This window comes from Diaphorobacter sp. ED-3, assembly GCF_027625375.1.
Lineage (GTDB): Bacteria > Pseudomonadota > Gammaproteobacteria > Burkholderiales > Burkholderiaceae_C > Diaphorobacter > Diaphorobacter nitroreducens.
Window position 1 is genome coordinate 984,752 of sequence record NZ_CP115182.1, and the last position, 24,588, is coordinate 1,009,339.

General features: G+C 63.4%; 24 protein-coding genes, 2 tRNA genes and 1 pseudogene. 14 read left to right on the plus strand and 13 right to left on the minus strand.

Annotation, left to right across the window (positions count from 1 at the left end):
• Positions 1-50: 50 nt before the first annotated feature.
• From PCQ86_RS04805 to PCQ86_RS04815, 3 genes are all read left to right on the plus strand, one after another.
• On the plus strand, positions 51-662 hold the full coding sequence (locus PCQ86_RS04805) for a glutathione S-transferase N-terminal domain-containing protein (protein WP_011804241.1): 612 nt from the start codon (positions 51-53) through the stop codon (positions 660-662).
• 32 nt (positions 663-694) lie between these two features.
• Positions 695-1,222, plus strand: coding sequence for a ClpXP protease specificity-enhancing factor (locus PCQ86_RS04810; protein WP_041835890.1), 528 nt, complete (start codon positions 695-697; stop codon positions 1,220-1,222).
• A 60-nt stretch (positions 1,223-1,282) separates the two neighbouring features.
• A tRNA-Thr gene (locus tag PCQ86_RS04815) sits at positions 1,283-1,358 on the plus strand.
• Between the two features lie 106 nt (positions 1,359-1,464).
• On the opposite strand, the gene PCQ86_RS04820 is transcribed toward PCQ86_RS04815, so the two are convergent.
• On the minus strand, positions 1,465-1,764 hold the full coding sequence (locus PCQ86_RS04820; protein WP_135148434.1) for a hypothetical protein: 300 nt from the start codon (positions 1,762-1,764) through the stop codon (positions 1,465-1,467).
• A 35-nt stretch (positions 1,765-1,799) separates the two neighbouring features.
• Between PCQ86_RS04820 and PCQ86_RS04825 the strand changes: the two are divergent.
• From PCQ86_RS04825 to PCQ86_RS04845, 5 genes and pseudogenes are all read left to right on the plus strand, one after another.
• Positions 1,800-2,767: pseudogene (locus tag PCQ86_RS04825) on the plus strand (M23 family metallopeptidase).
• Positions 2,768-2,902: 135 nt separating this feature from the next.
• A complete protein-coding gene (secA, locus tag PCQ86_RS04830) occupies positions 2,903-5,656 on the plus strand; it encodes a preprotein translocase subunit SecA (protein WP_270174993.1) in 2,754 nt (917 codons plus the stop codon).
• A 100-nt stretch (positions 5,657-5,756) separates the two neighbouring features.
• Positions 5,757-6,986 carry a bifunctional glutamate N-acetyltransferase/amino-acid acetyltransferase ArgJ gene (gene argJ / locus PCQ86_RS04835; protein WP_012655744.1) on the plus strand — a complete coding sequence of 410 codons (1,230 nt, stop codon included), beginning with the start codon at positions 5,757-5,759 and terminating at the stop codon, positions 6,984-6,986.
• A gap of 54 nt (positions 6,987-7,040) precedes the next feature.
• On the plus strand, positions 7,041-7,919 hold the full coding sequence (locus tag PCQ86_RS04840) for an ATP-binding protein (RefSeq protein ID WP_011804247.1): 879 nt from the start codon (positions 7,041-7,043) through the stop codon (positions 7,917-7,919).
• On the plus strand, positions 7,916-8,362 hold the full coding sequence (locus tag PCQ86_RS04845) for an NUDIX domain-containing protein (RefSeq protein WP_012655746.1): 447 nt from the start codon (positions 7,916-7,918) through the stop codon (positions 8,360-8,362). Before PCQ86_RS04840 ends, PCQ86_RS04845 begins: the two co-directional genes overlap by 4 nt.
• Before the next feature lie 69 nt (positions 8,363-8,431).
• Here the strand turns inward: PCQ86_RS04845 and PCQ86_RS04850 are convergent, their stop codons facing one another.
• From PCQ86_RS04850 to PCQ86_RS04885, 8 genes are all read right to left on the minus strand, one after another.
• The gene (locus PCQ86_RS04850; RefSeq protein WP_270174994.1) at positions 8,432-8,662 is read right to left on the minus strand and encodes a DNA gyrase inhibitor YacG; all 231 of its coding nucleotides are present in this window, start codon (positions 8,660-8,662) and stop codon (positions 8,432-8,434) included.
• Between the two features lie 6 nt (positions 8,663-8,668).
• Positions 8,669-9,424, minus strand: a complete 756-nt coding sequence (gene zapD, locus PCQ86_RS04855) for a cell division protein ZapD (RefSeq protein WP_172206340.1) — start codon at positions 9,422-9,424, stop codon at positions 8,669-8,671.
• Between the two features lie 90 nt (positions 9,425-9,514).
• Complete coding sequence (gene coaE / locus PCQ86_RS04860) at positions 9,515-10,138, minus strand: dephospho-CoA kinase (protein WP_172206343.1); 624 nt, start codon at positions 10,136-10,138, stop codon at positions 9,515-9,517.
• A 1-nt stretch (position 10,139) separates the two neighbouring features.
• Positions 10,140-11,021, minus strand: coding sequence for a prepilin peptidase (locus PCQ86_RS04865; RefSeq protein ID WP_270174995.1), 882 nt, complete (start codon positions 11,019-11,021; stop codon positions 10,140-10,142).
• A complete protein-coding gene (locus PCQ86_RS04870; protein ID WP_012655750.1) occupies positions 11,021-12,238 on the minus strand; it encodes a type II secretion system F family protein in 1,218 nt (405 codons plus the stop codon). Before PCQ86_RS04870 ends, PCQ86_RS04865 begins: the two co-directional genes overlap by 1 nt.
• 20 nt (positions 12,239-12,258) lie before the next feature.
• Entirely contained in the window at positions 12,259-13,992 is a 1,734-nt protein-coding gene (gene pilB / locus PCQ86_RS04875) for a type IV-A pilus assembly ATPase PilB (RefSeq protein ID WP_012655751.1), read from the minus strand.
• A 239-nt stretch (positions 13,993-14,231) separates the two neighbouring features.
• Positions 14,232-14,308, minus strand: a tRNA-Pro gene (locus tag PCQ86_RS04880).
• Between the two features lie 21 nt (positions 14,309-14,329).
• On the minus strand, positions 14,330-15,313 hold the full coding sequence (locus PCQ86_RS04885; RefSeq protein ID WP_270174996.1) for a polyprenyl synthetase family protein: 984 nt from the start codon (positions 15,311-15,313) through the stop codon (positions 14,330-14,332).
• Between the two features lie 169 nt (positions 15,314-15,482).
• Here PCQ86_RS04885 and rplU point away from each other — a divergent pair, with 169 nt between their 5' ends.
• From rplU to proB, 4 genes are all read left to right on the plus strand, one after another.
• Positions 15,483-15,794 carry a 50S ribosomal protein L21 gene (gene rplU, locus PCQ86_RS04890; RefSeq protein WP_012655753.1) on the plus strand — a complete coding sequence of 104 codons (312 nt, stop codon included), beginning with the start codon at positions 15,483-15,485 and terminating at the stop codon, positions 15,792-15,794.
• Positions 15,795-15,811: 17 nt separating this feature from the next.
• Positions 15,812-16,069 carry a 50S ribosomal protein L27 gene (rpmA, locus tag PCQ86_RS04895; protein ID WP_270174997.1) on the plus strand — a complete coding sequence of 86 codons (258 nt, stop codon included), beginning with the start codon at positions 15,812-15,814 and terminating at the stop codon, positions 16,067-16,069.
• Between the two features lie 146 nt (positions 16,070-16,215).
• The gene (gene cgtA, locus PCQ86_RS04900) at positions 16,216-17,289 is read left to right on the plus strand and encodes an Obg family GTPase CgtA (RefSeq protein ID WP_012655754.1); all 1,074 of its coding nucleotides are present in this window, start codon (positions 16,216-16,218) and stop codon (positions 17,287-17,289) included.
• 73 nt (positions 17,290-17,362) lie between these two features.
• Positions 17,363-18,505, plus strand: coding sequence for a glutamate 5-kinase (proB, locus tag PCQ86_RS04905; RefSeq protein ID WP_270174998.1), 1,143 nt, complete (start codon positions 17,363-17,365; stop codon positions 18,503-18,505).
• Positions 18,506-18,551: 46 nt separating this feature from the next.
• Here the strand turns inward: proB and PCQ86_RS04910 are convergent, their stop codons facing one another.
• Positions 18,552-19,241, minus strand: a complete 690-nt coding sequence (locus PCQ86_RS04910) for an RNA pyrophosphohydrolase (RefSeq protein WP_011804289.1) — start codon at positions 19,239-19,241, stop codon at positions 18,552-18,554.
• A 90-nt stretch (positions 19,242-19,331) separates the two neighbouring features.
• Between PCQ86_RS04910 and PCQ86_RS04915 the strand changes: the two genes are divergently transcribed.
• Positions 19,332-21,077, plus strand: a complete 1,746-nt coding sequence (locus tag PCQ86_RS04915; protein ID WP_172206349.1) for a proline--tRNA ligase — start codon at positions 19,332-19,334, stop codon at positions 21,075-21,077.
• Positions 21,074-21,754: a lytic transglycosylase domain-containing protein gene (locus PCQ86_RS04920; protein WP_047349969.1), complete on the plus strand. Its 681-nt coding sequence runs from the start codon at positions 21,074-21,076 to the stop codon at positions 21,752-21,754. The genes PCQ86_RS04915 and PCQ86_RS04920 overlap by 4 nt, the downstream gene beginning before the upstream one ends.
• An 84-nt stretch (positions 21,755-21,838) precedes the next feature.
• Here the strand turns inward: PCQ86_RS04920 and PCQ86_RS04925 are convergent, their stop codons facing one another.
• From PCQ86_RS04925 to prmC, 3 genes are all read right to left on the minus strand, one after another.
• Positions 21,839-23,155, minus strand: a complete 1,317-nt coding sequence (locus PCQ86_RS04925; RefSeq protein WP_270174999.1) for a hemolysin family protein — start codon at positions 23,153-23,155, stop codon at positions 21,839-21,841.
• A gap of 175 nt (positions 23,156-23,330) precedes the next feature.
• Positions 23,331-23,660, minus strand: coding sequence for a Grx4 family monothiol glutaredoxin (gene grxD / locus PCQ86_RS04930; RefSeq protein WP_011804293.1), 330 nt, complete (start codon positions 23,658-23,660; stop codon positions 23,331-23,333).
• A gap of 54 nt (positions 23,661-23,714) precedes the next feature.
• On the minus strand, positions 23,715-24,557 hold the full coding sequence (prmC, locus tag PCQ86_RS04935; protein WP_270175000.1) for a peptide chain release factor N(5)-glutamine methyltransferase: 843 nt from the start codon (positions 24,555-24,557) through the stop codon (positions 23,715-23,717).
• Between the last annotated feature and the right edge of the window lie 31 nt (positions 24,558-24,588).

The window sequence follows — 24,588 nt, forward strand, 5'->3', positions numbered from 1 at the left end:
AGAGTGGGTGCCCTGGCACCCACTCTTTTGATTTTTAGGAGCTGCTCACCATGATGGTGCTTTATTCGGGTACGACCTGCCCCTTTTCCCATCGCTGCCGTTTCGTCCTCTTCGAAAAAGGCATGGATTTCGAGATCCGCGATGTGGACCTGTACAACAAGCCCGAAGACATCAGCGTGATGAATCCCTATGGCCAGGTTCCCATCCTGGTCGAGCGCGACTTGATCCTGTACGAGTCCAACATCATCAACGAGTACATTGATGAGCGCTTCCCCCACCCGCAACTGATGCCGGGTGATCCGGTGGACCGCGCGCGCGTGCGCCTGTTCCTGCTGAACTTCGAGAAGGAATTGTTCGTTCACGTGAACGCGCTGGAGTCGCGCGCCACGAAGGGGAATGAAAAGGCATTGGAGAAGGCGCGCACGCACATTCGCGACCGGCTGACGCAGCTCGCTCCGGTGTTCTTGAAGAACAAATACATGTTGGGCGAGGGTTTTTCCATGCTTGATGTGGCTATTGCACCCTTGTTGTGGCGCCTGGACTATTACGGCATCGAGTTGAGCAAGAACGCTGCACCATTGCTCAAATATGCCGAGCGCATTTTCTCCCGCCCGGCATATATCGAGGCGCTGACGCCTTCCGAGAAAGTCATGCGCAAATAAGCTGCTGCGCCTTTTTCTTTTGCTTGCGTACGATGAAGCCCCAGGAATTTCCCTCCACGCGCCCCTATCTCATTCGTGCTCTTTATGAGTGGTGCACGGACAACGGCTTCACGCCCTATCTGGTGGTGCGTGTGAACGAATCCGTTCAGGTACCGCGTGAGTACGTCAACAACGGCGAGATTGTCCTGAACGCAAGCTACGACGCGACGAGCGGGCTGCAACTGGGCAACGATTTCATCGAGTTCAAGGCACGCTTCGGCGGCAGGCCGCACGACATCATGGTCCCGGTGCGCCGGGTCGTCGCCATCTACGCCCGTGAAAACGGACAGGGTATGGCCTTCCCGTTGGAAGAAGAAGTGTCCGTGCCGCCGGCCGCTGCTGTAGTGTCATCCGAGGACTTGGACGCTGGACCGGGTGTCCCTGGCTCCGCGGTTTCCGAGCGTGGACCTGTTCAGTTGCAATCGGTTGACGGCTCTTTGAGCGATGCGCACGAGGAGGCGCCGCGACCGCCTCCGCCCACAGGAGGCGCAGGGCGTCCTTCGCTCAAGCGCATCAAATGAGGCATCTTTCAAGGTGCATCAATTTGAGCCGTGCGTTTTGAACGCTAGAATCTGGAGTTCGCCGATTTAGCTCAGTTGGTAGAGCACCCGCCTTGTAAGCGGTAGGTCGTCAGTTCGAATCCGACAATCGGCACCATTGCACAGGCCGCATGTTCGCAGGGACATGCGGCTTTTCTTTTGCGTGCGGCCTTTTCTTTACGACGCCATGCCTGCGGCATAGCTGGCGTCTTTCGCCTGAGTGCTCAGGTTTGAACTTTCAGGCGTATGGAGTTAACCTCCCATCCCCGACTGCGCAGATGTGCCTCGAATGCGGGCAGCAATTGCCGGACTTTTGCGGCGGCGGCATTGCTGCGGACCAGCAGGCACCAACAAGCGCCTTCAATCGGCCCTGCCTGAATGGCGGGGCGCAGCATCGGGGGTATCAAGCCCTCGATGGCTTTCAGCCGGGCACTGGACTCCTGGGTGAGCGCGGTCAGCTTCGCCAACGTCGGCGACTCCTGCGTGGCTTGCTGGAGTGAGATGGCGTGGTGACGACGATTCATACAGAGACTGGTCCAACCAGCGACGAGGGAAAAACGTGCAGGTGATTATTACGGATGCGTGGCTCGCGCGAAGCCGCGCCATACACCTCAGTGGTGTGCAACTGATCTGCGCTCTAGCTGGGATTTTCTTGGCACTGCTGTTCATGACCGTGATGGCATACCACTGGGTGCTGATGCATGGCGTGCGCGAGGGCTGGCCCGTAGTGGGCTCCATGGCACGACTGGCTGTGCAGGATGAGCAAGCCCAGCGCGAGCGGTTCATGCGCGCCAACATCGATGCGATGGCGCGCAAGCTCGGAGACATGCAAGCCCGTGTGCTCCAGCTGGAATCGCTGGGTGAGCGTGTGCGAGGCCTGGCCGGGCTGCCTGCGTCCGAGGTGCAGAGAGCCTGCCGGGCCGTGGAGGCATGCTGGTGGCTGGGCGCTCGCTGGGGCTCGACGAACTGAATGCGGCCTTGGACGACCTGGTCGCCATCACCGGCCGGCGGACGGATTTGATGACGGTGGCAGAGTCACGCCTCTTTGACCAGCACATCCGCAAGCACTTGGTCCCGACCCAGGTTCCCGTGCGCGACACGGCTGTTGGTTCGCCGTTCGGCTGGCGCATTGATCCTTTTACCGGCCAGTCCGCGTTGCATACCGGGCTGGACTTCTCGGCCGGAACCGGCACGCCCATCGTGGCCGCGGCCGGCGGCGTGGTGATCGCCCAGGAGTACCATCCCGCCTATGGCAACATGGTGGAAATAGACCACGGAAGCCAACTCGTCACCCGCTACGCCCACGCCTCCAAAACCCTGGTGAAGGCGGGAGACATCGTGCGCCGGGGACAGAAAATCGCGGAAGTGGGGAGTACGGGCCGCTCCACGGGGCCGCATTTGCATTTCGAAGTGTGGGTGCAAGGCGTGCCGCAGGATCCGCAGAAATTCCTCTTCGCGGGAGAGCCCGCACCGATGTCACACGCCCTCACGGGGCGCGCGGCCATGGGGCACCTGGCGCACAGGTAGAATCTTTCGATCAGGCCCGCCACCTCGGATTGCAGGCACTTGCAATGGTGGACGGGGGTCTCCATCTGGATTCACATCATCACAGGGATTCCGGTCGCTCTGCCGCTCGTTGGCGTGTAGTGCGGTCGTGTTCGCATGGCCACCAACTTCCTCACCAAAATATTCGGCAGTCGCAATGACCGCCTGCTCAAGCAGTATCGCAAGACGGTTGCTCGCATCAATGCGATGGAGCCCGACTATGAGAAGCTGAGTGACGAGGCGCTGCGGGGCAAGACGCAGGAATTCAAGGATCGCATTGCACAGGGCGAATCGTTGGACGCTCTGCTACCCGAAGCCTTTGCCGTGGTGCGCGAGGGTTCCAAGCGCATCATGAAAATGCGCCACTTCGACGTGCAGCTGGTGGGTGGCATGGCGCTGCATTACGGCAAGATCGCCGAGATGCGCACGGGCGAAGGCAAGACGCTGACGGCGACGCTGCCCGTTTACCTGAACGCCCTGTCGGGCCAGGGCGTGCACGTGGTGACAGTGAACGACTATCTTGCGGGCCGTGACGCGCAATGGATGGGGCGGCTGTACAACTTCCTGGGTCTCACGGTGGGTATCAACCTGCCTCAAATGCCCCGCGAAGAAAAGCAGGCCGCCTACCAGGCGGACATCACCTACGGAACGAACAACGAGTATGGGTTCGACTACCTGCGCGACAACATGGTGTACGACGCGCGCGAGCGCGTGCAGCGCGGCCTGAACTACGCCATCGTCGATGAGGTGGACTCCATCCTGATCGATGAGGCGCGTACCCCCCTGATCATCAGCGGCCAGGCAGAGGACCACACGGCGCTATATGTGGCCATGAACAAGGTGGTGCCCCTGCTGGTGCGCCAGGAGGGTGAGGCCGACCCGCGTACGGGCGAGGGCGTGACCAAACCGGGGGATTTCACCCTCGACGAAAAGACGCACCAGGTGTTCCTGACGGAGCAGGGCCACGAGAATGCAGAGCGCATCCTGGCCAGCCAGGGCCTGATTCCGGAAGGGGCGTCACTCTACGATCCGGCCAACATCACGCTGGTGCATCACTTGTACGCGGCGCTGCGCGCCAACCATCTCTACCACCGCGACCAGCACTACGTCGTGCAGAACGGCGAGATCGTGATCGTGGACGAGTTCACGGGCCGCCTGATGGCCGGCCGCCGCTGGAGCGAAGGCCTGCACCAGGCCGTCGAAGCCAAGGAAGGCGTGAACATCCAGGCCGAGAACCAGACGCTGGCCTCCATCACCTTCCAGAACTACTTCCGCCTCTATAACAAGCTGTCGGGCATGACCGGTACGGCCGATACCGAGGCCTATGAGTTCCAGGAAATCTACGGACTGGAAACCGTGGTGATCCCGCCCAACCGGCCCAGCAAGCGCGACGACCAGCTCGACCGCGTGTACAAGACGACGCGTGAGAAGTACGAGGCTGCGATTGCCGACATCCGCGAATGCCACGAGCGTGGCCAGCCGGTGCTGGTGGGTACCACTTCCATCGAGAACTCGGAAATCATCGCCGAGTTGCTGAACAAGGCAGGCCTGCCGCACCAGGTACTCAACGCCAAGCAGCACGCGCGCGAGGCCGATATCGTCGCCCAGGCGGGACGCCCCGGCATGATCACCATCGCCACCAATATGGCGGGCCGCGGTACCGACATCGTTCTGGGCGGCAACGTGGAAAAGGCGATCGCCGCGCTGGAGGCCGATGAGTCGCTGTCAGAAGCCGAGCGAGCCGCGCGTGTGCAGGAACTGCGCGCGCAGTGGAAGCTCGACCACGAGAAGGTGACGGCACTCGGCGGCCTGCGCATCATCGCGACCGAGCGCCATGAATCCCGCCGTATCGACAACCAGCTGCGCGGCCGCTCGGGCCGTCAGGGCGATCCGGGCTCTTCGCGCTTCTATCTGAGTCTGGATGACCAATTGATGCGCATCTTCGCGGGCGACCGCGTCAAGGCCATCATGGACCGGTTGAAGATGCCCGACGGCGAAGCGATCGAGGCGGGTATCGTCACGCGCAGCATCGAGTCGGCGCAGCGCAAGGTTGAGGCGCGCAACTTCGACATCCGCAAACAGCTGCTGGAGTACGACGACGTCGCCAACGACCAGCGCAAGGTGATCTACCAGCAGCGCAACGAGATCCTGGACGCCCCCGACCTGGGCGTGTTGATCGACGCCATGCGCGACGATTGCATGGCCGACGTGGTGCGCCAGTACGTGCCTGCCGAGTCCGTGGAAGAACAGTGGGACCTCGCAGGCCTGGAAAAGGCGCTGGCCAGCGACTGGCAAGTATCGTTGGCGCTGCAGAAAGAGGTGGAAGGCTCGGACGCCATCACCGACGAAGAGATTCTGGAGAAGGTGCAGCAGGCCGCTCGCGAGGCCTTCCAGGCCAAGGTGAGGCAGGTGGGCGCGGAGAACTTCACGCAGTTCGAGCGCATGGTGCTGCTGCAGAGCTTCGACACCAACTGGCGCGATCACCTCTCCGCGCTGGATTATTTGCGCCAGGGCATCCACCTGCGCGGCTACGCGCAGAAGCAGCCCAAGCAGGAATACAAGCGCGAGGCGTTCGAGCTCTTCCGCCAGCTGATCGACCAGGTCAAGAACGAAGTCACGCGCCTCATGATGACCGTGCAGGTGCAATCCAGCGCCCAACTGGACGAGGCCACGCAGGCCATGGAAGACCGGGGTGAGGGCATCAGCAACGTTACCTACAGCTCGCCCACCGAGACCGGCGAAGTGGAGACGGTGGCCGATGCCGCCACCGCCGCGCAGCCTGCCGCCGCCGGCGTGCGCGTGGGCCGCAACGACCCCTGCCCGTGCGGCAGCGGCAAAAAGTACAAGCAGTGCCACGGCAAGCTGGCGTGATGCCGGCACAATGAAGAACACGGGCTGCGGCCCGTGTTCGCACTTTGGCAGTGCCTTTTCTCCTGTTTCCCCGACGTCTCTTTCTGAAGGAATACGACGCATGCCCGTGAATCTCTCCGCTCCTCTTGCATCGGATTTGCACCCCGTGGCCGGTGTGCGCATCGGCGTGACCGAAGCCGGTGTGCGCAAGGCGCAGCGCAAAGACCTGACCGTGTTCCTGCTGGACGAAGGCACCACCGTCGCGGGCGTGTTCACGCAGAACCGTTTCTGCGCCGCGCCGGTACAGGTGTGCCGTGAGCACCTGGACGGCGGCCAGGCGATTCGCGCCATGGTGGTGAACACGGGCAACGCCAACGCCGGTACGGGCGCGGACGGCCTCGCGCGTGCGCGCGCCACCTGCGAGGCACTGGCCGGCCACCTGGGTCTGGCGGCCAGCCAGGTGCTGCCGTTTTCCACCGGCGTCATCATGGAGCCGCTGCCGCACGAGCGCATTGCAGCCGCGCTGCCCGCCGCGCTGGCCGATGCACAGCCCGGCCACTGGGCGCGCGCGGCCGAAGGCATCATGACCACCGACACGCTGCCCAAGGCGTTCAGCACGCAGGTGCAGTTGGGCGGTGCAACAGTGACCATTACCGGCATCTCCAAGGGCGCGGGCATGATCCGCCCCAACATGGCGACCATGTTGGGCTTCCTGGCCACGGATGCCTGCATCGCGCCCGAGTTGCTGCGCCCGCTCGTGCGCGAGCTGGCGGACCAGTCCTTCAACCGCGTGACCATCGACGGCGACACCAGCACCAACGACTCGTTCGTGCTGATGGCCACGCACAAGGCGCGGCACGCACCCATCACCTCGCTCGACAGCGCCGAGGGCCGTGTGCTCAAGGCCGCGTTGCTGGAAGTGGCGCAAAAGCTGGCACAGGCCATCGTGCGCGATGGAGAGGGTGCGACCAAGTTCATCACGGTGCGCGTGGAGGGCGGCCAGACGGGCGAAGAGTGCCGGCAGGTGGCCTATGCCATCGCGCATTCGCCGCTGGTCAAGACGGCCTTCTTTGCCAGCGACCCGAACCTGGGCCGCATCCTGGCGGCCGTGGGCTACGCAGGCATTGCGGACCTGGACCAGACCAAGATCGACCTGTTCCTGGACGACGTGCATGTGGCCGTGCAGGGCGGGCGCAATCCGGCCTACCGCGAGGAAGACGGCCAGCGCGTGATGAAGCAAAGCGAGATCACCGTGCGCGTGGTGCTGGGCCGCGGTACGGCGGTGGACACGGTGTGGACCTGCGACCTGAGCCACGACTACGTGACCATCAACGCGGATTACCGCTCTTGAATGCTTCCCTTTTGATAGCTGTCAGCGCTTGTTAGATAAGCGCTAGAGCCGGAAATGACTGATAAATTCGACCAGCTGATCGCACGTGCGGAGCAGCTCATCTCCCGTATCGAGGCGGTCTTGCCGCAGCCATTGTCGGCGCCGGACTGGGCGGCCTCCATCGCCTGGCGTTACCGCAAACGCAGCGGCGGCCATGGTGTGCTGGAGCCGGTGCGCCATGTGGCCGCCATGCAGCTGTCCGATCTCAAGGAGATCGATGCGCAGAAAGAAAAGATCCAGCGCAACACCCAGCAGTTCGTCGAAGGCAAGCCCGCCAACAACGTGCTGCTGACCGGTGCGCGCGGCACGGGCAAGTCCTCGCTCATCAAGGCATGCCTGAACAGCTATGCACCCCAGGGCCTGCGTCTGATCGAGGTGGACAAGGCGGACCTGACGGATCTGCCCGACATTGTGGACGTGGTCTCCGGCCGGCCCGAGAAGTTCATCGTTTACTGCGATGACCTGAGCTTTGAGGATGGAGAGGCCGGGTACAAGGCCCTCAAGTCGATCCTGGACGGCTCGGTCGCCGCGGCCACGCCCAATGTGCTGGTGTATGCCACCAGCAACCGGCGCCACCTGCTCCCTGAATACATGAAGGAGAACCTGGGCTACACCCACACCGACGATGGCGAGGTCCATCCGGGCGAGGCGGTGGAGGAAAAAATCTCGCTGTCCGAGCGCTTCGGCCTGTGGGTGAGCTTCTACCCGTTCAGCCAGGACGAGTACCTGGCCATCGTGGCGCAGTGGCTGGCTGCGCTGGGCGTGCCCGCCCAAGCTATCGAGGCCGCGCGCCCGCAGGCGCTGGTGTGGGCGCTGGAGCGCGGCTCGCGCAGCGGCCGCGTGGCCTATCAATTTGCCCGGGATTTCGCAGGGCGGGAGGGCGAGGGCGCATGAGCGAATCGACCAGCACGCCACAGCGCAAGCACACCGAGGTCGCCGTGGGCATTCTGCTGCGAGAGGACGGGGCGATGCTGTTGTCCACCCGCCCCACGGGCAAGCCCTACGCGGGCTACTGGGAGTTCCCGGGCGGCAAGATCGAAGCCGGGGAAACCGTGGAGCAGGCGCTGCGCCGCGAACTCATCGAGGAACTGGGCGTGACCATCGGCCCGGTGGAGGCCTGGAAGGTGACCGAGCATGACTACCCGCATGCCCTCGTGCGCCTGCACTGGTGCAAGGTGCGGGAATGGAGCGGTGCGTTCGAAATGCGCGAGGGCCAAACTATGGCCTGGCAGCACTGGCCGCTGCAGGTCAAGCCGGTACTGCCGGGCGCCTATCCCGTGCTGCAGTGGCTGGCCGAGGAGCGTGGCGAGGTCTTCGACGCTTCGCTGCTGGCGTGAGACATTGCTTCAAAATACATAGCTGCTTGCGCTTGCTGGATAAGCGCTAGCAAGCCTTTTCTTCAAATATCACGGCTGGCGTTTGGGATCGCCGAACTCCGCATCCTCCGGCGGCGCCTCGGCCGGCATGCGGAAATTTTCGGCTGCCCAGGCCCCCAGATCGATCTGCTTGCAGCGTTCACTGCAAAACGGGCGGAAGCGGTTGGCCGGGCTGTACAGGCTCGGGCCGCCGCAGGTCGGGCAAGGCACTCGCTTGCCTTGGGGCGCAGGTGTGTCGGAGCGGGAGGGTGTGCCGGTCATGTCGTGTCAGGCGCACAGGGTCAGTTCAAATGCCGCGTCCTCGGTGCTGGGAACCAGGCGGCCGCCTTCTTCCTGGCGCATCAGCCGCACCGAAACGATGAGGCGGTTGCCGCTGATCTCCGGGATGAGTTGCAGTGCGGGGTCGATCGCCATGCGCAGCAGCTGGAAGGTGCGGCCCTGGGGCAGGTTCTGCTGGAACTGCCCGCGCTCGGCCGCCACTTTCTGCGGCAGCCCCGAATCACGCAGCAGGCGCAGCAGCACGTAGACGGACTCTGCCAACGGCCCCAGCGTGGCGGCCCAGTGGTGCAGGTCGTGCTGGCGGTCCTGGGGCAGACGGTGCTGCCACGCGTAGTAGGCGGGCAGATCAAAGCCGCAGGTGCCCCCGGGGATGCCCACGCGGCTGCGAATGCTCATGAGCCAATCGTTCTCGGTCAACGCCTGGCCGGCCTTGCCGGTTTGCGCGTTGAGTGCGGCAAAGCACTGGTCGAGCTGGGCGATCACGCCGTCCAGGGCTTCCTCGGAGATGGAGGGGTTGCCGCGATAGGCATCCAGCTGGTGCTTGTGCTTTTCCAGATCCTTGAGCACGTCGGCTTTGAGATCGGCGCGGGCCGCCACGTCCATGACCTCGAACATGGTCACGAGGGCATAGTGATGGTCCAGGGGATGCGGGCGCGCGATGAGCTCGCCCAGCCGGCGAAACAGCTGCTCAAGCCGCAGATAGGTTCTCAGGCGTTCGTTGAAAGGGTATTCGTAAAGGATCACGCTACGGGGTTCCTGAGTGCGCACGGTGTGGGGCGGGGTGCGAGCGCTGCGCTGCGGCAGACCATTGCACACCACGCCGGTGCGAACACATCATAGCCCGAAGAATACGGCGATCTCGCGTGCCTTTGTTTGCAAATCTGACAGCGCCAACCCGTCGTTGTAGATCACCAGGTCGGCGGCCGCGCGGCGCGTGGCGCGTGGGCTCTGTGTGGCCATGATGGCGCGCACGGCATCGGCGGTCAGACCGCTGCGCATCTGCACACGCTGGATCTGCGTCTCCTCCCGGCAGTCCACGACCAGGACGGCGTCCAGCTGCCGGGCCCAACGGGGCGACTCCGTCAGCAGCGGAATGTCGAACACGATGAGTGCGTGGCCCGCGCGGTGCGCCTGTGCTGCAGCGTGTGCGATCTCGCGTCCCACGAAGGGGTGAACGATGGCTTCCAGGCGCTGCTTCGCCGTGGGATCGCTGAAAACGAGGGTGCGCATGCGTGCCCGGTCCAGCGCGCCGTCGGTGATGTAGTCGGGGCCGAACTCGTCGCGCAGGGCCGCGATGGCGGCGCCTTCCGCCTCGGTCACCGAGCGGGCGATGGCATCGGCGTCGATCAGTGCCGCGCCGTTCTGTCGCAACATGCCGGCCACCGTGCTTTTGCCGCTGCCGATGCCGCCCGTCACGCCCAGTTTCACCGAGCGGGGACCGGCCTGCCGAGAGCCCACCTTAGAGCCCCAGCACGGAAAAGACGGCCTGCATGATGCGCCCGGGGCCCCATAGCATGGCTGCCATGCCTCCTCCCACCAGGAACGGGCCGAAGGGAACGTACTTGCCTTCGCGCAGGGTGCTGGCCAGCTTCATGGCGATACCGACGATGGCGCCGATGACAGAGGCCAGCAGAATGATCGGCACGAGCGCCTGCCAGCCAAACCAGGCGCCCAGGGCGGCGAACAGTTTGAAGTCGCCATAGCCCATGCCCTCCTTGCCTGTGGCCAGCTTGAACCCCCAATACACGGACCAGAGGGACAGGTAGCCCGCCGCGGCGCCGATGACGGCATCCACGGGCTGCACTTCAATCCAGCGCAAGACGGCCGCAAGCAGGCCCGCCCACAGCAGCGGCAGCGTGATGTCGTCGGGTAGAAGCGTGGTGTCCCAGTCGATGCATGCCAGCGTGACCAGCGCGGCCGAGAAACCGCACCATGCGGCGGTCGTGAGGCTCCAGCCCCAGCGGAGCGCGCATGCATAGAACAAGGCACCCGTCGCCAGCTCTACCAGCGGATACCGGGGGCTGATGCGCGTGCCGCAACCCGCGCACCGGCCTCGCAGGGCTAAATAGCTCAGGACCGGAATGTTTTCGTACCAGCGGATCGCGTGGCCGCAGCAGGGGCAGCGTGAGCGCGGCTTGGACAGGCTGAGGGGCTCGTTGTCGGCCTCAGGAAGCGCCGCCGAGGAAAGCAGCCCTACATCCTGCCCGTACTGCCGGCATTCTGCGGCCCATTGCCGTTCCATCATGCGCGGAAGGCGATGAATCACGACGTTGAGAAAGCTTCCGATCAGCATCCCCAGGACGCCCACCAGCACGGCGTCCACTGCTAGCGAGCCTGACATCAAACCACTTGCCCGAGCTTGAAGATCGGAAGGTACATCGACACCACGATGCCACCGATCAGCGTGCCCAGGAACACGATGATGATGGGCTCCATCAGGCTGGACAGGCCGGCCACCATTTCATCCACTTCGGCTTCATAGAAGTCGGCGGCCTTGCCCAGCATGTGGTCGATGGAGCCTGATTCCTCGCCGATCGCGCACATCTGCAGCACCATGGAGGGGAATACGTTGGCATTCCCCATGGCGGCCGTCAGGCTGGTACCTGTGGAGACTTCCTGCTGAATCTTCTCCGTCGCGATGGCGTAGACCGAGTTGCCCGATGCACCAGCCACCGAGTCCAGTGCCTCCACCAATGGCACACCGGCAGCGAACATGGTCGACAGGGTGCGGGTCCAACGGGCAACGCAGGACTTGTCGATCAATGCACCGAAGATGGGCATTTTCAGCAGGAAACGGTCCATGAAACGCTGCATTTTCTCGCTGCGCTTCCAAGCCTGCATGAAGAAGTAGAACCCCCCGCCGATGACGCCGAATATCAGCCACCAGTAAGCCACGAAGAATTCGCTGATGGCCATCACGAACAGGGTAGGAGCGGGCAGGTCGGCTCCGAACGAGGTGAAAACCTCTTTGAACGCGGGAATCACGAAAATCATGATGATCGTCACCACGACAAACGCAACGATGATCACCGAGATCGGGTACATCAGCGCCGACCGGATCTTGGATTTGATGGCCTCGGTCTTCTCCATGTACAGGGCCAGCCGGTCGAGCAACGCTTCCAGGATACCGGCGGCTTCGCCGGCCTCTACGAGGTTGCAGTAAAGGCTGTCGAAATACATCGGATATTTACGGAATGCGGCATTCAGGGACGTTCCTGTCTCCACATCTCCGCGGATATCGTTGAGCAGCTTGGTCACACTGGGATTGGTATTACCCCGGCCCACGATATCAAATGCCTGAAGCAGCGGAACGCCGGCCTTCATCATCGTGGCCATCTGGCGCGTGAACAGCGCGATGTCTTTGGGCTTGATCTTCTTGCCCGCGCTCATCCGGCGCTTCTTGATCTTGGTCGGCAGAACGCCCTGCCGCCGCAGCGTCGCCTTGACCTGGTTCTCTCCCGCAGCGCGTACTTCGCCGCGCACGATCTTGCCGCTACGATCCTTGCCCTCCCACTCGAAGACAAAGTCCTTGATGCCCCTCGATGCAACGGTCGCCATTGTTTTCTCTCTCGATTTGTTTATTCGTTGGTGACAGCCAAGACCTCTTCCAAGGAGGTCAATCCCATTTTTGCCTTGTGAAGCCCGGATTCACGCAGAGAACGGACGCCTTCCAGGCGTGCCTGTTCGGCAATTTCCAGTGCGCTTCCATCGCGCAGGATGATGCGCTGGATTTCTTCGGACACCGGCATGACCTGGTAAATGCCCACGCGCCCCTTGTATCCGTTATTGCAGGCGGAGCAGCCCACCGGTCGGTAGGTAACCCATGAGCCGTCGATCTCCTCGTCCCGGTAGCCGGCCTCCAGCAGCGTCTCATGCGGAATGTCCACGGGCGCCTTGCAATTGGGGCACAAGCGACGCGCCAGTCGCTGCGCCGTAATAAGAATCACGCTGGATGCGATATTGAAGGGCGCGATGCCCATATTGCGCATGCGCGTCAATGTCGTGGGAGCGTCATTGGTGTGCAGGGTAGAGAGCACCAAGTGACCCGTCTGCGCGGCTTTGATTGAAATGTCTGCCGTTTCCAGATCCCGGATTTCACCCACCATGATGATGTCCGGATCTTGGCGAAGGAATGACTTAAGCGCGACGGCAAACGTGAGGCCGGCTTTCTCGTTGACGTTGACTTGGTTCACACCGGGGAGGTTGATTTCCGAAGGGTCCTCAGCGGTCGCAATATTGACGCCGGGCTTGTTCAAAAGATTGAGACATGTGTAGAGCGATACGGTCTTCCCGGAGCCCGTGGGTCCGGTCACCAAGATCATTCCATAAGGGCGGTTGATGGCCTGCAGCAAACGCTCCTTTTCCTCGGGCTCATATCCCAGTGCGTCAATACCCAGCTTGGCGCTGCTCGGATCGAGAATACGGATCACGATCTTCTCGCCAAAGAGCGTAGGCAGGGTGCTGACGCGGAAATCGATAACCCGGTCCGGCCCAACCTTGAGCTTCATGCGGCCATCCTGGGGCACGCGTTTTTCCGAAATATCCAGGCGGGAGATCACCTTGATGCGCGAGGCCAGCTTCTCCTTGATGGCAATAGGCGGCGATGCGATTTCGCGCAATTCGCCATCTATGCGGAAGCGGACACGGTAATGGTGCTCATAGGGCTCAAAATGCAGATCGGATGCACGCATATTGAAAGCATCCAGCAGCATCTTGTGCAGAAATTTGACAACGGGAGCATCCTCGACTTCCGCGGGATTGTCGGCATCCTCGTCCGGAGCTTCATCAACGGGAATATCGCCGAACTCAAAATCATTACTGCTGTTGATGCCGTCGAGCGTTTCTGTACCGCTCTTCGTGCTCGCCTCAATCAAGCGGAGCAGCTTGTCATATTCCGCGATGATCCAGTCCACCCCCATTTGTGTGGTGAACTTGATCTTTTCTGCGGCCTCTTGAAATGTCGGATCCGCGGTGGCGACGATGAGCCGGTTATTGCGCTTACTGAGAGCGATGACTTTGTAGGACTGGCACAGTTTGACGTCCAACAGATCTTTGGGGATGCGCTGCCGGTCGATCGCATCGACATCTAGCAAGGGGGCACCAAATACGGTTGATACCGTATGGGCCAGATCACTTGGCGTGATGATTTTCGATTCCGTGAGCTCTGCAATAAAGCTACTGCGGCTATTTTGTGACTTTTTGTAAATTTCTTCCGCCGCTTTTTGATCCAATTTGCCCACAGACATCAACGCGCGCGCCAGTCCGGGTAGGGCAATCGGTTGAGCTTCTTTCTGTGTGTCGATAGCAGCCATGTAACTAGCGGATTCTTATGGAAGGAAGGGAAACTCTTCAATCATCGCCGATCGCCCAAGGTGTGTACAGGCTTAATGGCGCAAGCGTTGTGTGAGTGACATTTGCTCCAGCCGGCGGCTTAAGGGCAGCATGGGCTCTGCGAGGGCAACCGCATTAAAGATCTGCGGTTCCTTGGCATTCCGGGCGGCGTCCAGATGCAAAAAAGCCCCGCGATGCAGGGCTTGGGCATGAAAATAACTGGTCGGGGTGAGAGGATTCGAACCTCCGGCCTCTACGTCCCGAACGTAGCGCTCTACCAGGCTAAGCTACACCCCGATTCTGCCACGATCGCCGATGTTAAGTTCGACGCTCCAACAGCTGAGCCGCCAATTGTAGCAAACCTTTGGAGTGCGGATTGCTTGGTAAGTGAGCCGCTGCATCCATCGCGAGTTGCGCCTGTGTGGCGGCAGCCTGGCGCGTGGCATCCAAGGCGCCGGTCTTTTTGATAATGGAAATGACGGAGGATAGTTCGTCGGTGCTTCCCGTCTCGATGATGCTGCGCAGCAATGCTTGCTCTTGGGTATTGCCTCGCTGCATAGCGATGATCAGCGGCAGGGTGACTTTTCCTTCCCGCAGATCGTCGCCCAGATTCTTGCCCATTTCCTGGGCATTTCCATCGTAGTCCAGCACATCGTCGATTACTTGGAACGCGGTGCCCAGAGCTTGGCCGTAGCTCGCGCAGGCGTGTTCTATTCCTGGCGGACTGGCTGCCAGAACGGCCGCGAGACGCGCGCTGGCCTCGAACAGCTTGGCCGTTTTTGAACGTATGACGTTCAGATATCCTGATTCACTCAGGGACGCGTCATGCGTGTTCATGAGTTGCTGTACTTCGCCCTCGGCAATGACATTGGTTGCCTCTGCCAGGATCTCCATCACGCGCAGGCTACTGGTCTCCACCATCATTTGGAAGGCGCGCGTGTACAGGAAGTCACCCACAAGTACGCTGGCGGGATTGCCAAAATTTTCATTGGCTGTCGGTCGCCCGCGCCGCAGCGTAGATTCATCGACCACGTCGTCATGCAGCAAGGTGGCTGTGTGAATGAATTCCACTACTGCCGCCAGATTGAACCGTTGCGAACCGGTATATCCGAGGGCGCCGCTCATCAGCAGAAGCAGTGCCGGCCTCAGGCGCTTGCCGCCGGCGGAGATGATGTAACGGGCGACTTCGCCGACAAGCGGGACGGCGGATTGCAGGCGGGATGCGATGACCTTGTCCACCTCTTGCATGTCGTCGGCTATCAAGGCGAGGGTGGCGGCGGTGCTGGGGGAGTTGGCGGCCAAGGTGAGTGCGGGTGCGGAGAAGAAAGAAGGATTATAGGAAGGGTGGCGGGGCTGTCTGCCTGCGGGAAGCACAGGAGGCTGCTGCCTCTAGGCGGAGTTGACGACTCATGCTAGAATCGCCGGCTCTGCGGAAGTCCGTCCGTAGAACTCCAACTCAGATGAGGTTTACATGTACGCGGTCATAAAAACCGGTGGCAAGCAGTATCGCGTTGCTGCCGGCGAAAAAATCAAAGTAGAACAGATTGCTGCGGAAGTAGGCCAGGAGATCGTGATTGACCAAGTTCTGGCTGTCGGCAACGGCGCTGAACTGAAGGTTGGCACGCCCCTGGTGTCCGGCGCAACGGTGAAGGCCACGGTCGTGGCTCATGGCAAGCACGACAAAGTGCGCATTTTCAAGATGCGTCGTCGCAAGCACTATCAGAAACGTCAAGGCCATCGCCAGCAGTTCACCGAACTGCAGATCCAGGCGATTGCTGCTTAAATCAGGGAGCTGATCTCATGGCACAGAAAAAAGGCGGCGGCTCTACGCGAAACGGGCGCGACTCCAAGCCCAAAATGCTCGGCGTGAAGGCTTACGGTGGTGAGCTGATCAGCGCGGGTTCCATCATCGTGCGCCAGCGTGGCACGCGCATCCATCCCGGCGTGAACGTCGGCTTGGGCAAGGACCACACGCTGTTTGCCCTGGTGGATGGCCACGTGTCGTTCGGCACGAAGGGCGCTCTGTCCAAGCACACGGTCAGCGTGACGCCTGCTTAAGGCCCTTCGCCGCTGAAGCGACAACAAAGCCCCGACCCGTCGGGGCTTTGTTGTTTTCAGCGCCTGGCGCAGCCGCGCGCATGCGTGATGGCGCCCTTTTGCGCACCCTCCGGCGCCCAGGTGCGCTTTTTGTAAACTGGATACCCATGAAGTTCGTCGACGAAGCCTTTATTGACGTAGCCGCCGGTGACGGTGGCAACGGCTGTGTCTCGTTCCGGCACGAGAAATACAAGGAGTTCGGGGGGCCCGACGGTGGAGACGGCGGGCGTGGCGGGCATGTGTTCGCCGTGGCGGATCCCAATCTCAATACGTTGGTGGACTTCCGTTATTCACGCCGGCACGAGGCCAAGCGTGGCGAGCACGGCAAGGGCTCCGATATGTTCGGTGCCGCGGGTTCCGATATCACGCTCAAGATGCCCGTGGGCACCATCATCAGCGACGCCGACACGGGTGAGGTGCTGTTCGAACTGCTGACGCCGGGCGAAGTCATCACCATCGCCAAGGGCGGCGACGGTGGTTTTGGCAACATGCGCTTCAAGAGCGCGATCAACCGTGCGCCGCGGCAAAAGACGCCCGGCTGGCCCGGCGAGCGTCGCAACCTCAAGCTGGAGCTGAAGGTGCTGGCCGATGTGGGCCTGCTGGGCATGCCGAACGCCGGTAAGTCCACTTTCATTGCGGCGGTGTCGAACGCGCGGCCCAAGATTGCCGACTACCCTTTCACGACGTTGCACCCCAACCTGGGCGTAGTACGCGTGGGGCCGGAGCAGAGCTTCGTCGTCGCCGACATTCCCGGCCTGATCGAAGGGGCCTCCGAGGGCGCTGGCCTGGGGCACCAGTTCCTGCGCCACCTGCAGCGCACACGGCTGCTGCTGCACGTGGTGGACCTGGCACCCTTCGACGAGGCGGTGGACCCGGTGGCCCAGGCCAAGGCCATCGTGGGCGAACTGAAGAAATACGATGCCGGACTGTATGAAAAGCCCCGCTGGCTGGTCCTCAACAAGCTGGACATGGTGCCATCCGAAGAGCGCGCTGCGCGGGTGAAGGACTTCGTGAAGCGCTTCAAATGGAAGGGCCCCGTGTTCGAAATCTCCGCGCTGACGCGCGAAGGCTGCGAGCCCCTGGTGCAGTCCATCTTCCAGCACGTGCACGCCCAGCAGCTGGCGCAGAATGCGCCGGCTGAGGTGGACCCGCGCTTCGCTGGTGAGCCACCGCGTGGGTGATGCGAGGATTGCTATTTAATTTATAGCTGTTGGCGCTTGCCTGACAAGCGCTAGGGCCTAATTTCTTATAAAAATGGTGTCCAGTGTATTGCGCGACGCGCGTCGCATCGTGGTCAAGGTAGGGTCCAGTCTCGTCACGAATGAGGGACGGGGGCTGGACGAGGTGGCCATTGGGGAGTGGTGCCGCCAACTGGCAGCGCTGGTGCGGGGGCAGGGGGGCGAGCCGCGCGAGGTCATCATGGTCTCCAGCGGAGCGATCGCCGAAGGCATGAAGCGCCTGGGCTGGAGCAGCCGCCCCGGCGAGATCCACGAACTGCAGGCCGCTGCTGCCGTGGGACAGATGGGGCTGGCGCAGATGTACGAGACCAAGCTGCGCGAGCAAGCCATGGGCAGTGCGCAGGTGCTGCTGACCCATGCCGACTTGGCGGACCGCGAGCGCTACCTGAATGCCCGCTCCACCCTGCTGACGCTGCTGCGCCTGGGCGTGGTGCCGGTGATCAATGAGAACGACACCGTAGTCACCGACGAGATCAAGTTCGGTGACAACGATACTCTGGGGGCTCTCGTCGCCAACCTCGTCGAAGCCGACGCGCTGGTGATCCTGACCGACCAGAAGGGGCTGTACACCGCCGATCCGCGGCGCGACCCGCAGGCGCAGTTCGTCCACGAGGCACAGGCTGGCGATGCGGCGCTGGAGGCGATGGCCGGCGGCGCGGGCTCCAGCATCGGCAAGGGCGGGATGATCACCAAGATCCTCGCGGCCAAACGTGCGGCGGGCTCGGGTGCTTCCACCGTCATCGCATGGGGGCGGGAGCCGGACGTGCTGCTGCGGCTGGCCCGGGGCGAATCGATCGGCACGTTGCTCGTGGCGCAGACGCAGAAGAACCAGGCGCGCAAGCAGTGGATGGTGGACCACCTGCAACTGCGTGGCTCCGTGACGGTGGATGCCGGCGCGGCGGCCAAGCTGCGCGAAGACGGCAAGAGCCTGCTGCCGATCGGCATGGTGGCGGTGGAGGGCGACTTCGTGCGCGGCGATGTGATCGCGGTGCGCGACCCCGGCGGCACAGAGATTGCCCGCGGTCTCGCCAACTATGCGAGCGCCGAGGCGCGCCTGCTGTGCCGCAAGCCTTCCGCAGAGTTTGAGCGCCTGCTGGGGTACGCGGCCGAACCGGAGATGGTTCACCGCGACAACATGGTGGTGCTCGGCGCGCGATGACGCTTAAGAAGGGTGCGTCTTGCGGACGCGTGCCTTCTTACACACGCTAGGCGTCCAGTGGTTTCTTGGGGACGGGCAGGGTAGGCAGCGCCTCCAACGGCGCTGGCACGCTGTTTTGCGGGTCAGGGTCGAAGCTGGCGCCCGGAGGCAGTTCCATACCGGGCTTGACCAACAGTGAACTGGTACGGGGCAGCGAGGCTTGGCCGCTGCTCTCGTGCTCGCGCGTACGCATGCCGCTGCGCAAATAGCGGTTGCGCTGTTCATGGCGCGGCAGAAAACGCGCCAGTTCAGTCAGCGCCATCTCATATACGCCTCGCTTGAACTCGACCACCACGTCCAGCGGAACCCAGTAGTCGTTCCAGCGCCAGGCATCGAACTCTGGATGGTTGGTGGCGCGCAGGTTCAGGTCCCAGTCGTGCCCCAGCAATTGCAGCAGGTACCAGATCTGTTTCTGACCCTTGTAGTGTCCGCGTGCATCGCGGCGGATGAACCGGTCTGGCACCTCGTAGCGCAACCAGTCCCGCGTACGGGCAATCACACGCACCTGGGGCGGCAGCAGTCCTACCTCTTCGTGCAGTTCCCGGAACATGGCCTGCTCGGGGGTTTCTCCGCGGTCGATGCCGCCTTGAGGGAACTGCCAGCTATGGGTGCGTATGCGCTTGCCCCAGAATACCTGGTTTCTCTGGTTGAGCAGGATGATGCCGACATTTGGGCGGAATCCGTCCCGGTCGAGCATAATCTAACCCCAAATTTTTAAAACTGCGGTCATTATGCACGCTACCTCGCGTGCGGCAAGCGCACCCGCCCCAGTTGTCAAGCCCGTTCGATGAAAGCTTCCCAATTTTTCATTTCCACCTTGAAAGAGGCGCCTGCCGACGCCGAGGTTGTCAGTCACCAACTCATGATGCGCGCAGGCCTCATCAAGAAGTTGGGTGCCGGGATTTACAACTACATGCCCATGGGCCTGCGCGTGATCCGCAAGGTGGAAGCCATCGTGCGCGAGGAGATGAACCGCGCAGGTGCAGTGGAATGCACCATGCCCCTGGTGCAGCCCGCCGAGCTGTGGCAGGAGACCGGGCGCTTCGACAAGATGGGCCCCGAATTGCTGCGTATTCACGACCGCCATGGGCGTGACTTCGTGATCCAGCCCACCAGCGAGGAAGTGGTCACTGACATCGCACGCCAGGAGCTGCGCAGCTACAAGCAGCTGCCCAAGAACCTCTACCAGATCCAGACCAAGTTCCGCGATGAACGCCGCCCGCGCTTCGGACTGATGCGCGGGCGCGAATTCATCATGAAGGACGCCTACAGCTTCGACCGGGACCAGGCCGGCGCCAAGGCGAGCTACCAGGTGATGGCGCAGGCCTATCGCCGCATCTTCGACCGCTTCGGCCTGCGCTACCGCGCCGTGGCGGCGGATTCGGGCGCCATCGGCGGCGACTTGAGCGAAGAGTTCCAGGTGATCGCCGCCACGGGTGAGGACGCGATCGTCTACTGCCCCGCCAGCGATTACGCGGCCAACATGGAAAAGGCCGAAGCGCTGGCCCCCGCGGGCGCGCGTCCCGCGGCCAAGCAGCCGCTGACGGTGACACCCACGCCCGGCAAGAGCACCTGCGCGGACGTGGCCGAACTGCTGAGCGTGCCGCTGAGCACCACGGTGAAGTCGCTGGTGCTGGCCACGGACGAAACCGACGCGGCGGGCGAGATCATCCGCAGCCAGGTCTGGCTGCTGCTGCTGCGCGGCGACCACGACATGAACGAGATCAAGGTGGCCAAGGTGCCGGGCCTGGACGCGGGTTTCCGCTTTGCCACCGTGGCCGAGATCGTGGACCACTTTGGCTGCAAGCCGGGCTACCTGGGCCCGCTGAACCTGCAGAAGCCGGTGAAGCTGGTGGTGGACCGCGACGTGGCCGTGATGGCCGACTGGATCTGCGGAGCCAACCAGGAAGGTCACCACCTCACCGGCGTGAACTGGGGCCGCGACCTGCCGGAGCCCGACATGGTGGCCGACCTGCGCAATGTGGTGGCTGGCGACCTGTCGCCGGACGGCCAGGGGGAACTTGCCATCGAGCGCGGCATCGAAGTCGGCCACGTGTTCTACCTCGGCACCAAGTATTCCAAAGCCATGAATGCCACCTTCCTCGGCGAAGACGGCAAGCCCGCCTTCTTCGAGATGGGCTGCTACGGCATTGGCGTCACGCGCCTGCCGGCAGCGGCCATTGAGCAGAACCATGACGAGCGCGGCATCATCTGGCCCGACGCCATCGCCCCGTTCACCGTGGTCATCTGCCCCGTGGGCATGGACCGCAGCGAAGCCGTCAAGGCACAGGCCGAGTCGCTGTACGCCGACCTGCTAGCCGCCGGTGTGGACGTGATCCTGGACGACCGTGGCGAGCGCCCGGGCGCCATGTTTGCCGATTGGGAACTGATCGGCGTGCCCCATCGCGTGACCATTGGCGACAAGAGCCTCAAGGAAGGGCAGGTCGAATACCAGCACCGCCGCGATGCATCTGCCACCAAAGTGGGCGTGGCGGACATCCTGGCGCATGTGAAGGAACGGCTGGCAGCATGAACGCGGCGGGAGGTGGTCCAATGACCGACGAACGGCAGGGCCGGCTGTCGCGCCGCGCCTGCCTGGCTTCGCTGGCGGCGGGGCCGGCTGCATGGCTGGGCGTGGCTGCACCTGCGCATGCGGGGAGCCAGCTGGAGGAGCCGTTGATCGATTCCGTGCGCACCGCGCTCAGCTCCGCCGTGGCAGACCTGGCACCGCCCGAGCCGCTGTTTGCCTCCACCGAGGCACGTCTGCTGTATTTGCGCTGGCTTGGCACCATGAGCGACCGCCTGCGCCGGCGCAAGCCCGAATGGGAAGTGCGCCGCGACTTCCTGCAGACGGTGTGGTACGAGTCCAAGCGCTCGGGGCTGGATGTGTCCCTGGTCATGGGTCTGATCCAGGTGGAGAGCGCATTTCGCAAGTTCGCCGTCTCTCCGGTGGGCGCGCGCGGCTATATGCAGGTGATGCCATTTTGGACCCGCGTGATCGGTGACGGCGACCCGGGCAAGCTGTTCCACATGCAGACCAACCTGCGCTTTGGCTGCGTGATCCTGCGCCACTACCTCGACCGCGAGCGGGGCGACCTGTACATGGCGCTGGGCCGCTACAACGGCAGCCGGGGCAAGGCGCCGTATCCGAGCGCCGTGTTCGCAGCGCAGCGCAACTGGTTCTTCCAGGAGCGTACTTCGGACGCCTGATCTGCCGTCGGCCAGCGGGCCATACCCGTCTTGCGGATGGCCACGCACGCCGGCAGGTGCTGCCCTTGTCAGCAGCGCCGCTCCTTATTCAACGGGCAGCACTGGTTTGGACGCGCCTTCCAGCCTTGACACCATCACCTGGTCGATGCGATAGCTGTCCACGTCCAGCACTTCGAACTTGTAGCCCCCGAAGGTCACGCTGTCGGTGCGGCGCGGCACCCGGCGCAGCATCACCATCAGAAAGCCCGCCAGGGTCTCGTACTCATCGGCGTGCGGCAGCTCGTCCAGGCCCAGGGCGTGCAGCACGTCGGACACGGGCGTGGTGCCGTCGATGAGCCAGGAATTCTCGTCGCGGCGCACGATCTGCTCCTCGTCTGCCGGGCCCACCAGGTCACCCATCACCGTGCTCATCACATCGTTGAGTGTGACCACGCCCACGACCAGGCTGTATTCGTTGACGATGACGGCGAAGTCCTCATGCACCTGGCGGAACTGCTCCAGCACTTCGGCCAGCGACAGCCGGTCCGGCACGATGAGCACCTTGCGTACCAGGCCTTCGTCGGCCAGCGAGATGGGCTGGTTGTTCAGCACGCGCTGGAACAGGTCCTTGGCGTCCACGTAGCCGACCACGTGGTCGATGTCGCCTTCGCACACGGGGTAGGTGGAAAACGGCTCGGCCGCAATGCGTGCGCGGATCACCGTGTCGGGATCGTCGCGCAGGAAGTAGGCCACGCGGTCGCGCGGCGACATGCTGCTCGCCACACTGCGCGTGTCCAGCTCGAACACGTTCTCGATCACCTGCTGCTCGCGCGCGGCCAGCACACCGGCGCGTGCGCCAGCTTCCATCATGGCCAGGATGTCATCGGAGGTGACGCGGTCGTCGCGCAGCGCGTTCATGCCCAGCACGCGGAACAGCAGGTCCGCGCAGCGGCTGTACAGCCACACCACGGGCCGCAACAGCGCCATGGTGGCCTGCATGGGCGCCACCACGCGCAGCGCCAGGCGCTCGGGCTCCGCCATGCCCATGCGCTTGGGGAACAGGTCGGCAAACAGGATGAACAGCGACGTGATGACGGTGAATGACAGCAGGAAACCCGCCGTCTGCGCATGCGATGCGCCCAGCCACATACCGAAGAAGCCGGAGAAGTGCGGGCTCAAGGCGCCTTCGCCCACGATGCCGCCCAGCACGGCCACGGCGTTCTGACCGATCTGCACGGCGGTGAAATAGTCGCCCGGGTTTTCCTGCAGCCGCAGCACGCGGTCGGCGCGGTGGTCCCCCTCGTCGGCCAGTTGGCGCAGCCGCAGGCGGCGCGATGCCGCAAGGGAAATCTCGGCCAGCGAGAAGAAGGCACTGGCCCCGATGAGGGCGGTGATGACGATCAGGCTTTCGGACAAAGGCATGGAGCGAGGATGCAATGCCGCGCGCCTGTCGTGCAGCGGGGTGTGCCAAGCACGCAGACACGGGGCCACAGGTGCCGCCAAGTGTAGCGGGCCCGCGTGGCGGGGCGCTGCGCGCCGGCGGACAAAAAACCGCCCGAAGAGGGCGGTTGGTCCACTAGCGGCAGGACGCGGCGCTTCAGGCGGCGTCGCCGGTGCCCAGCACCTGCTGCAGTTCACCGGATTCGTACATCTCCATCATGATGTCCGAGCCACCGATGAACTCACCCTTTACGTAGAGCTGGGGGATGGTGGGCCAGTGGCTGTAGTCCTTGATGCCCTGGCGGATTTCCTGGTCGTCCAGCACGTTCACGGTGGCGATGTTCTTGGGGTCCACGCCGCAGGCCTTGAGGATCTGCACGGCGCGGCCCGAGAAGCCGCACATCGGAAAGCTGGCGTTGCCTTTCATGAACAGCAGGATGTCGTTGGTCTTGACCAGTTGGTCGATGCGTTGCTGGACGTCGCTCATGGGGTTCTCCTGAAGGGGGGCGCCCTGGGGCAGGGCGGCCATGGGGGGATTATTTCACTGCGGGGCGCCGCCGGGCATTGACCCGCCGGAGCATCGGGCTATGCCGGCCAGATCGTGGCGGCTTTGCACCTGGTCAAAGCCTGCGTCGCGCAGCAGTGCTTGCACGGCCTCGGCCTGGTCCCACCCATGCTCCAGCAGCAGCCAGCCGCCGGGCGCCAGCCGCGCAGGCGCCTGCGCCACGATGGTGCGGATGTCCTCCAGGCCGTCGGCGCCGCTGGCCAGCGCGGACAGCGGCTCATGGGTGAGCGCGGCCAGGTGCGGGTCCTGCGCGGGGATGTAGGGCGGGTTGCTGACGATGGCATCGAACGGACCATCCACCCCATGCAGCCAGTTGCCTTGGATGAAGCGCACGGGCAGGCCCAACTGCCCGGCATTGGCGCGGGCGACGGCCAGCGCGCCGGCGCTGGCGTCCACGGCCAGCACCTGGGCGTCGGGGCGCTCGTGCTGCAGCGCCAGGGCGATGGCCCCGCTGCCCGTGCCCAGATCGGCCACGCGCGGCGCGGCGCGGGTGGCCAGCACCTCCAGCGCCCACGCCACCAGTGTCTCGGTGTCCGGGCGCGGGTCCAGCACGCGCGCGTCCACGGACAGTGGCAAGCCCCAGAACTCTTTGCGCCCAAGGAGGTAGGCCACGGGTTCTCCCTTGGCCCGGCGCGCGCACAGCGCGGCGTACTGTTCCATGGCCGCCGCGGGCAGCGTGTCGCCGTCGTGCGCCAGCAGCCAGGCGCGGTCGGCCGGCGCACGCCCCAGCACATGCAGCAGCAGCATCTGCGCGTCGATGCGCCCCAGCCCTTCGGCTTGGGCCTGGGTCAACGCCTGGGCCAGCGTGGGTGAAGGCATGGGTGCTTCTCTATGGATAGCTGTTGGCGCT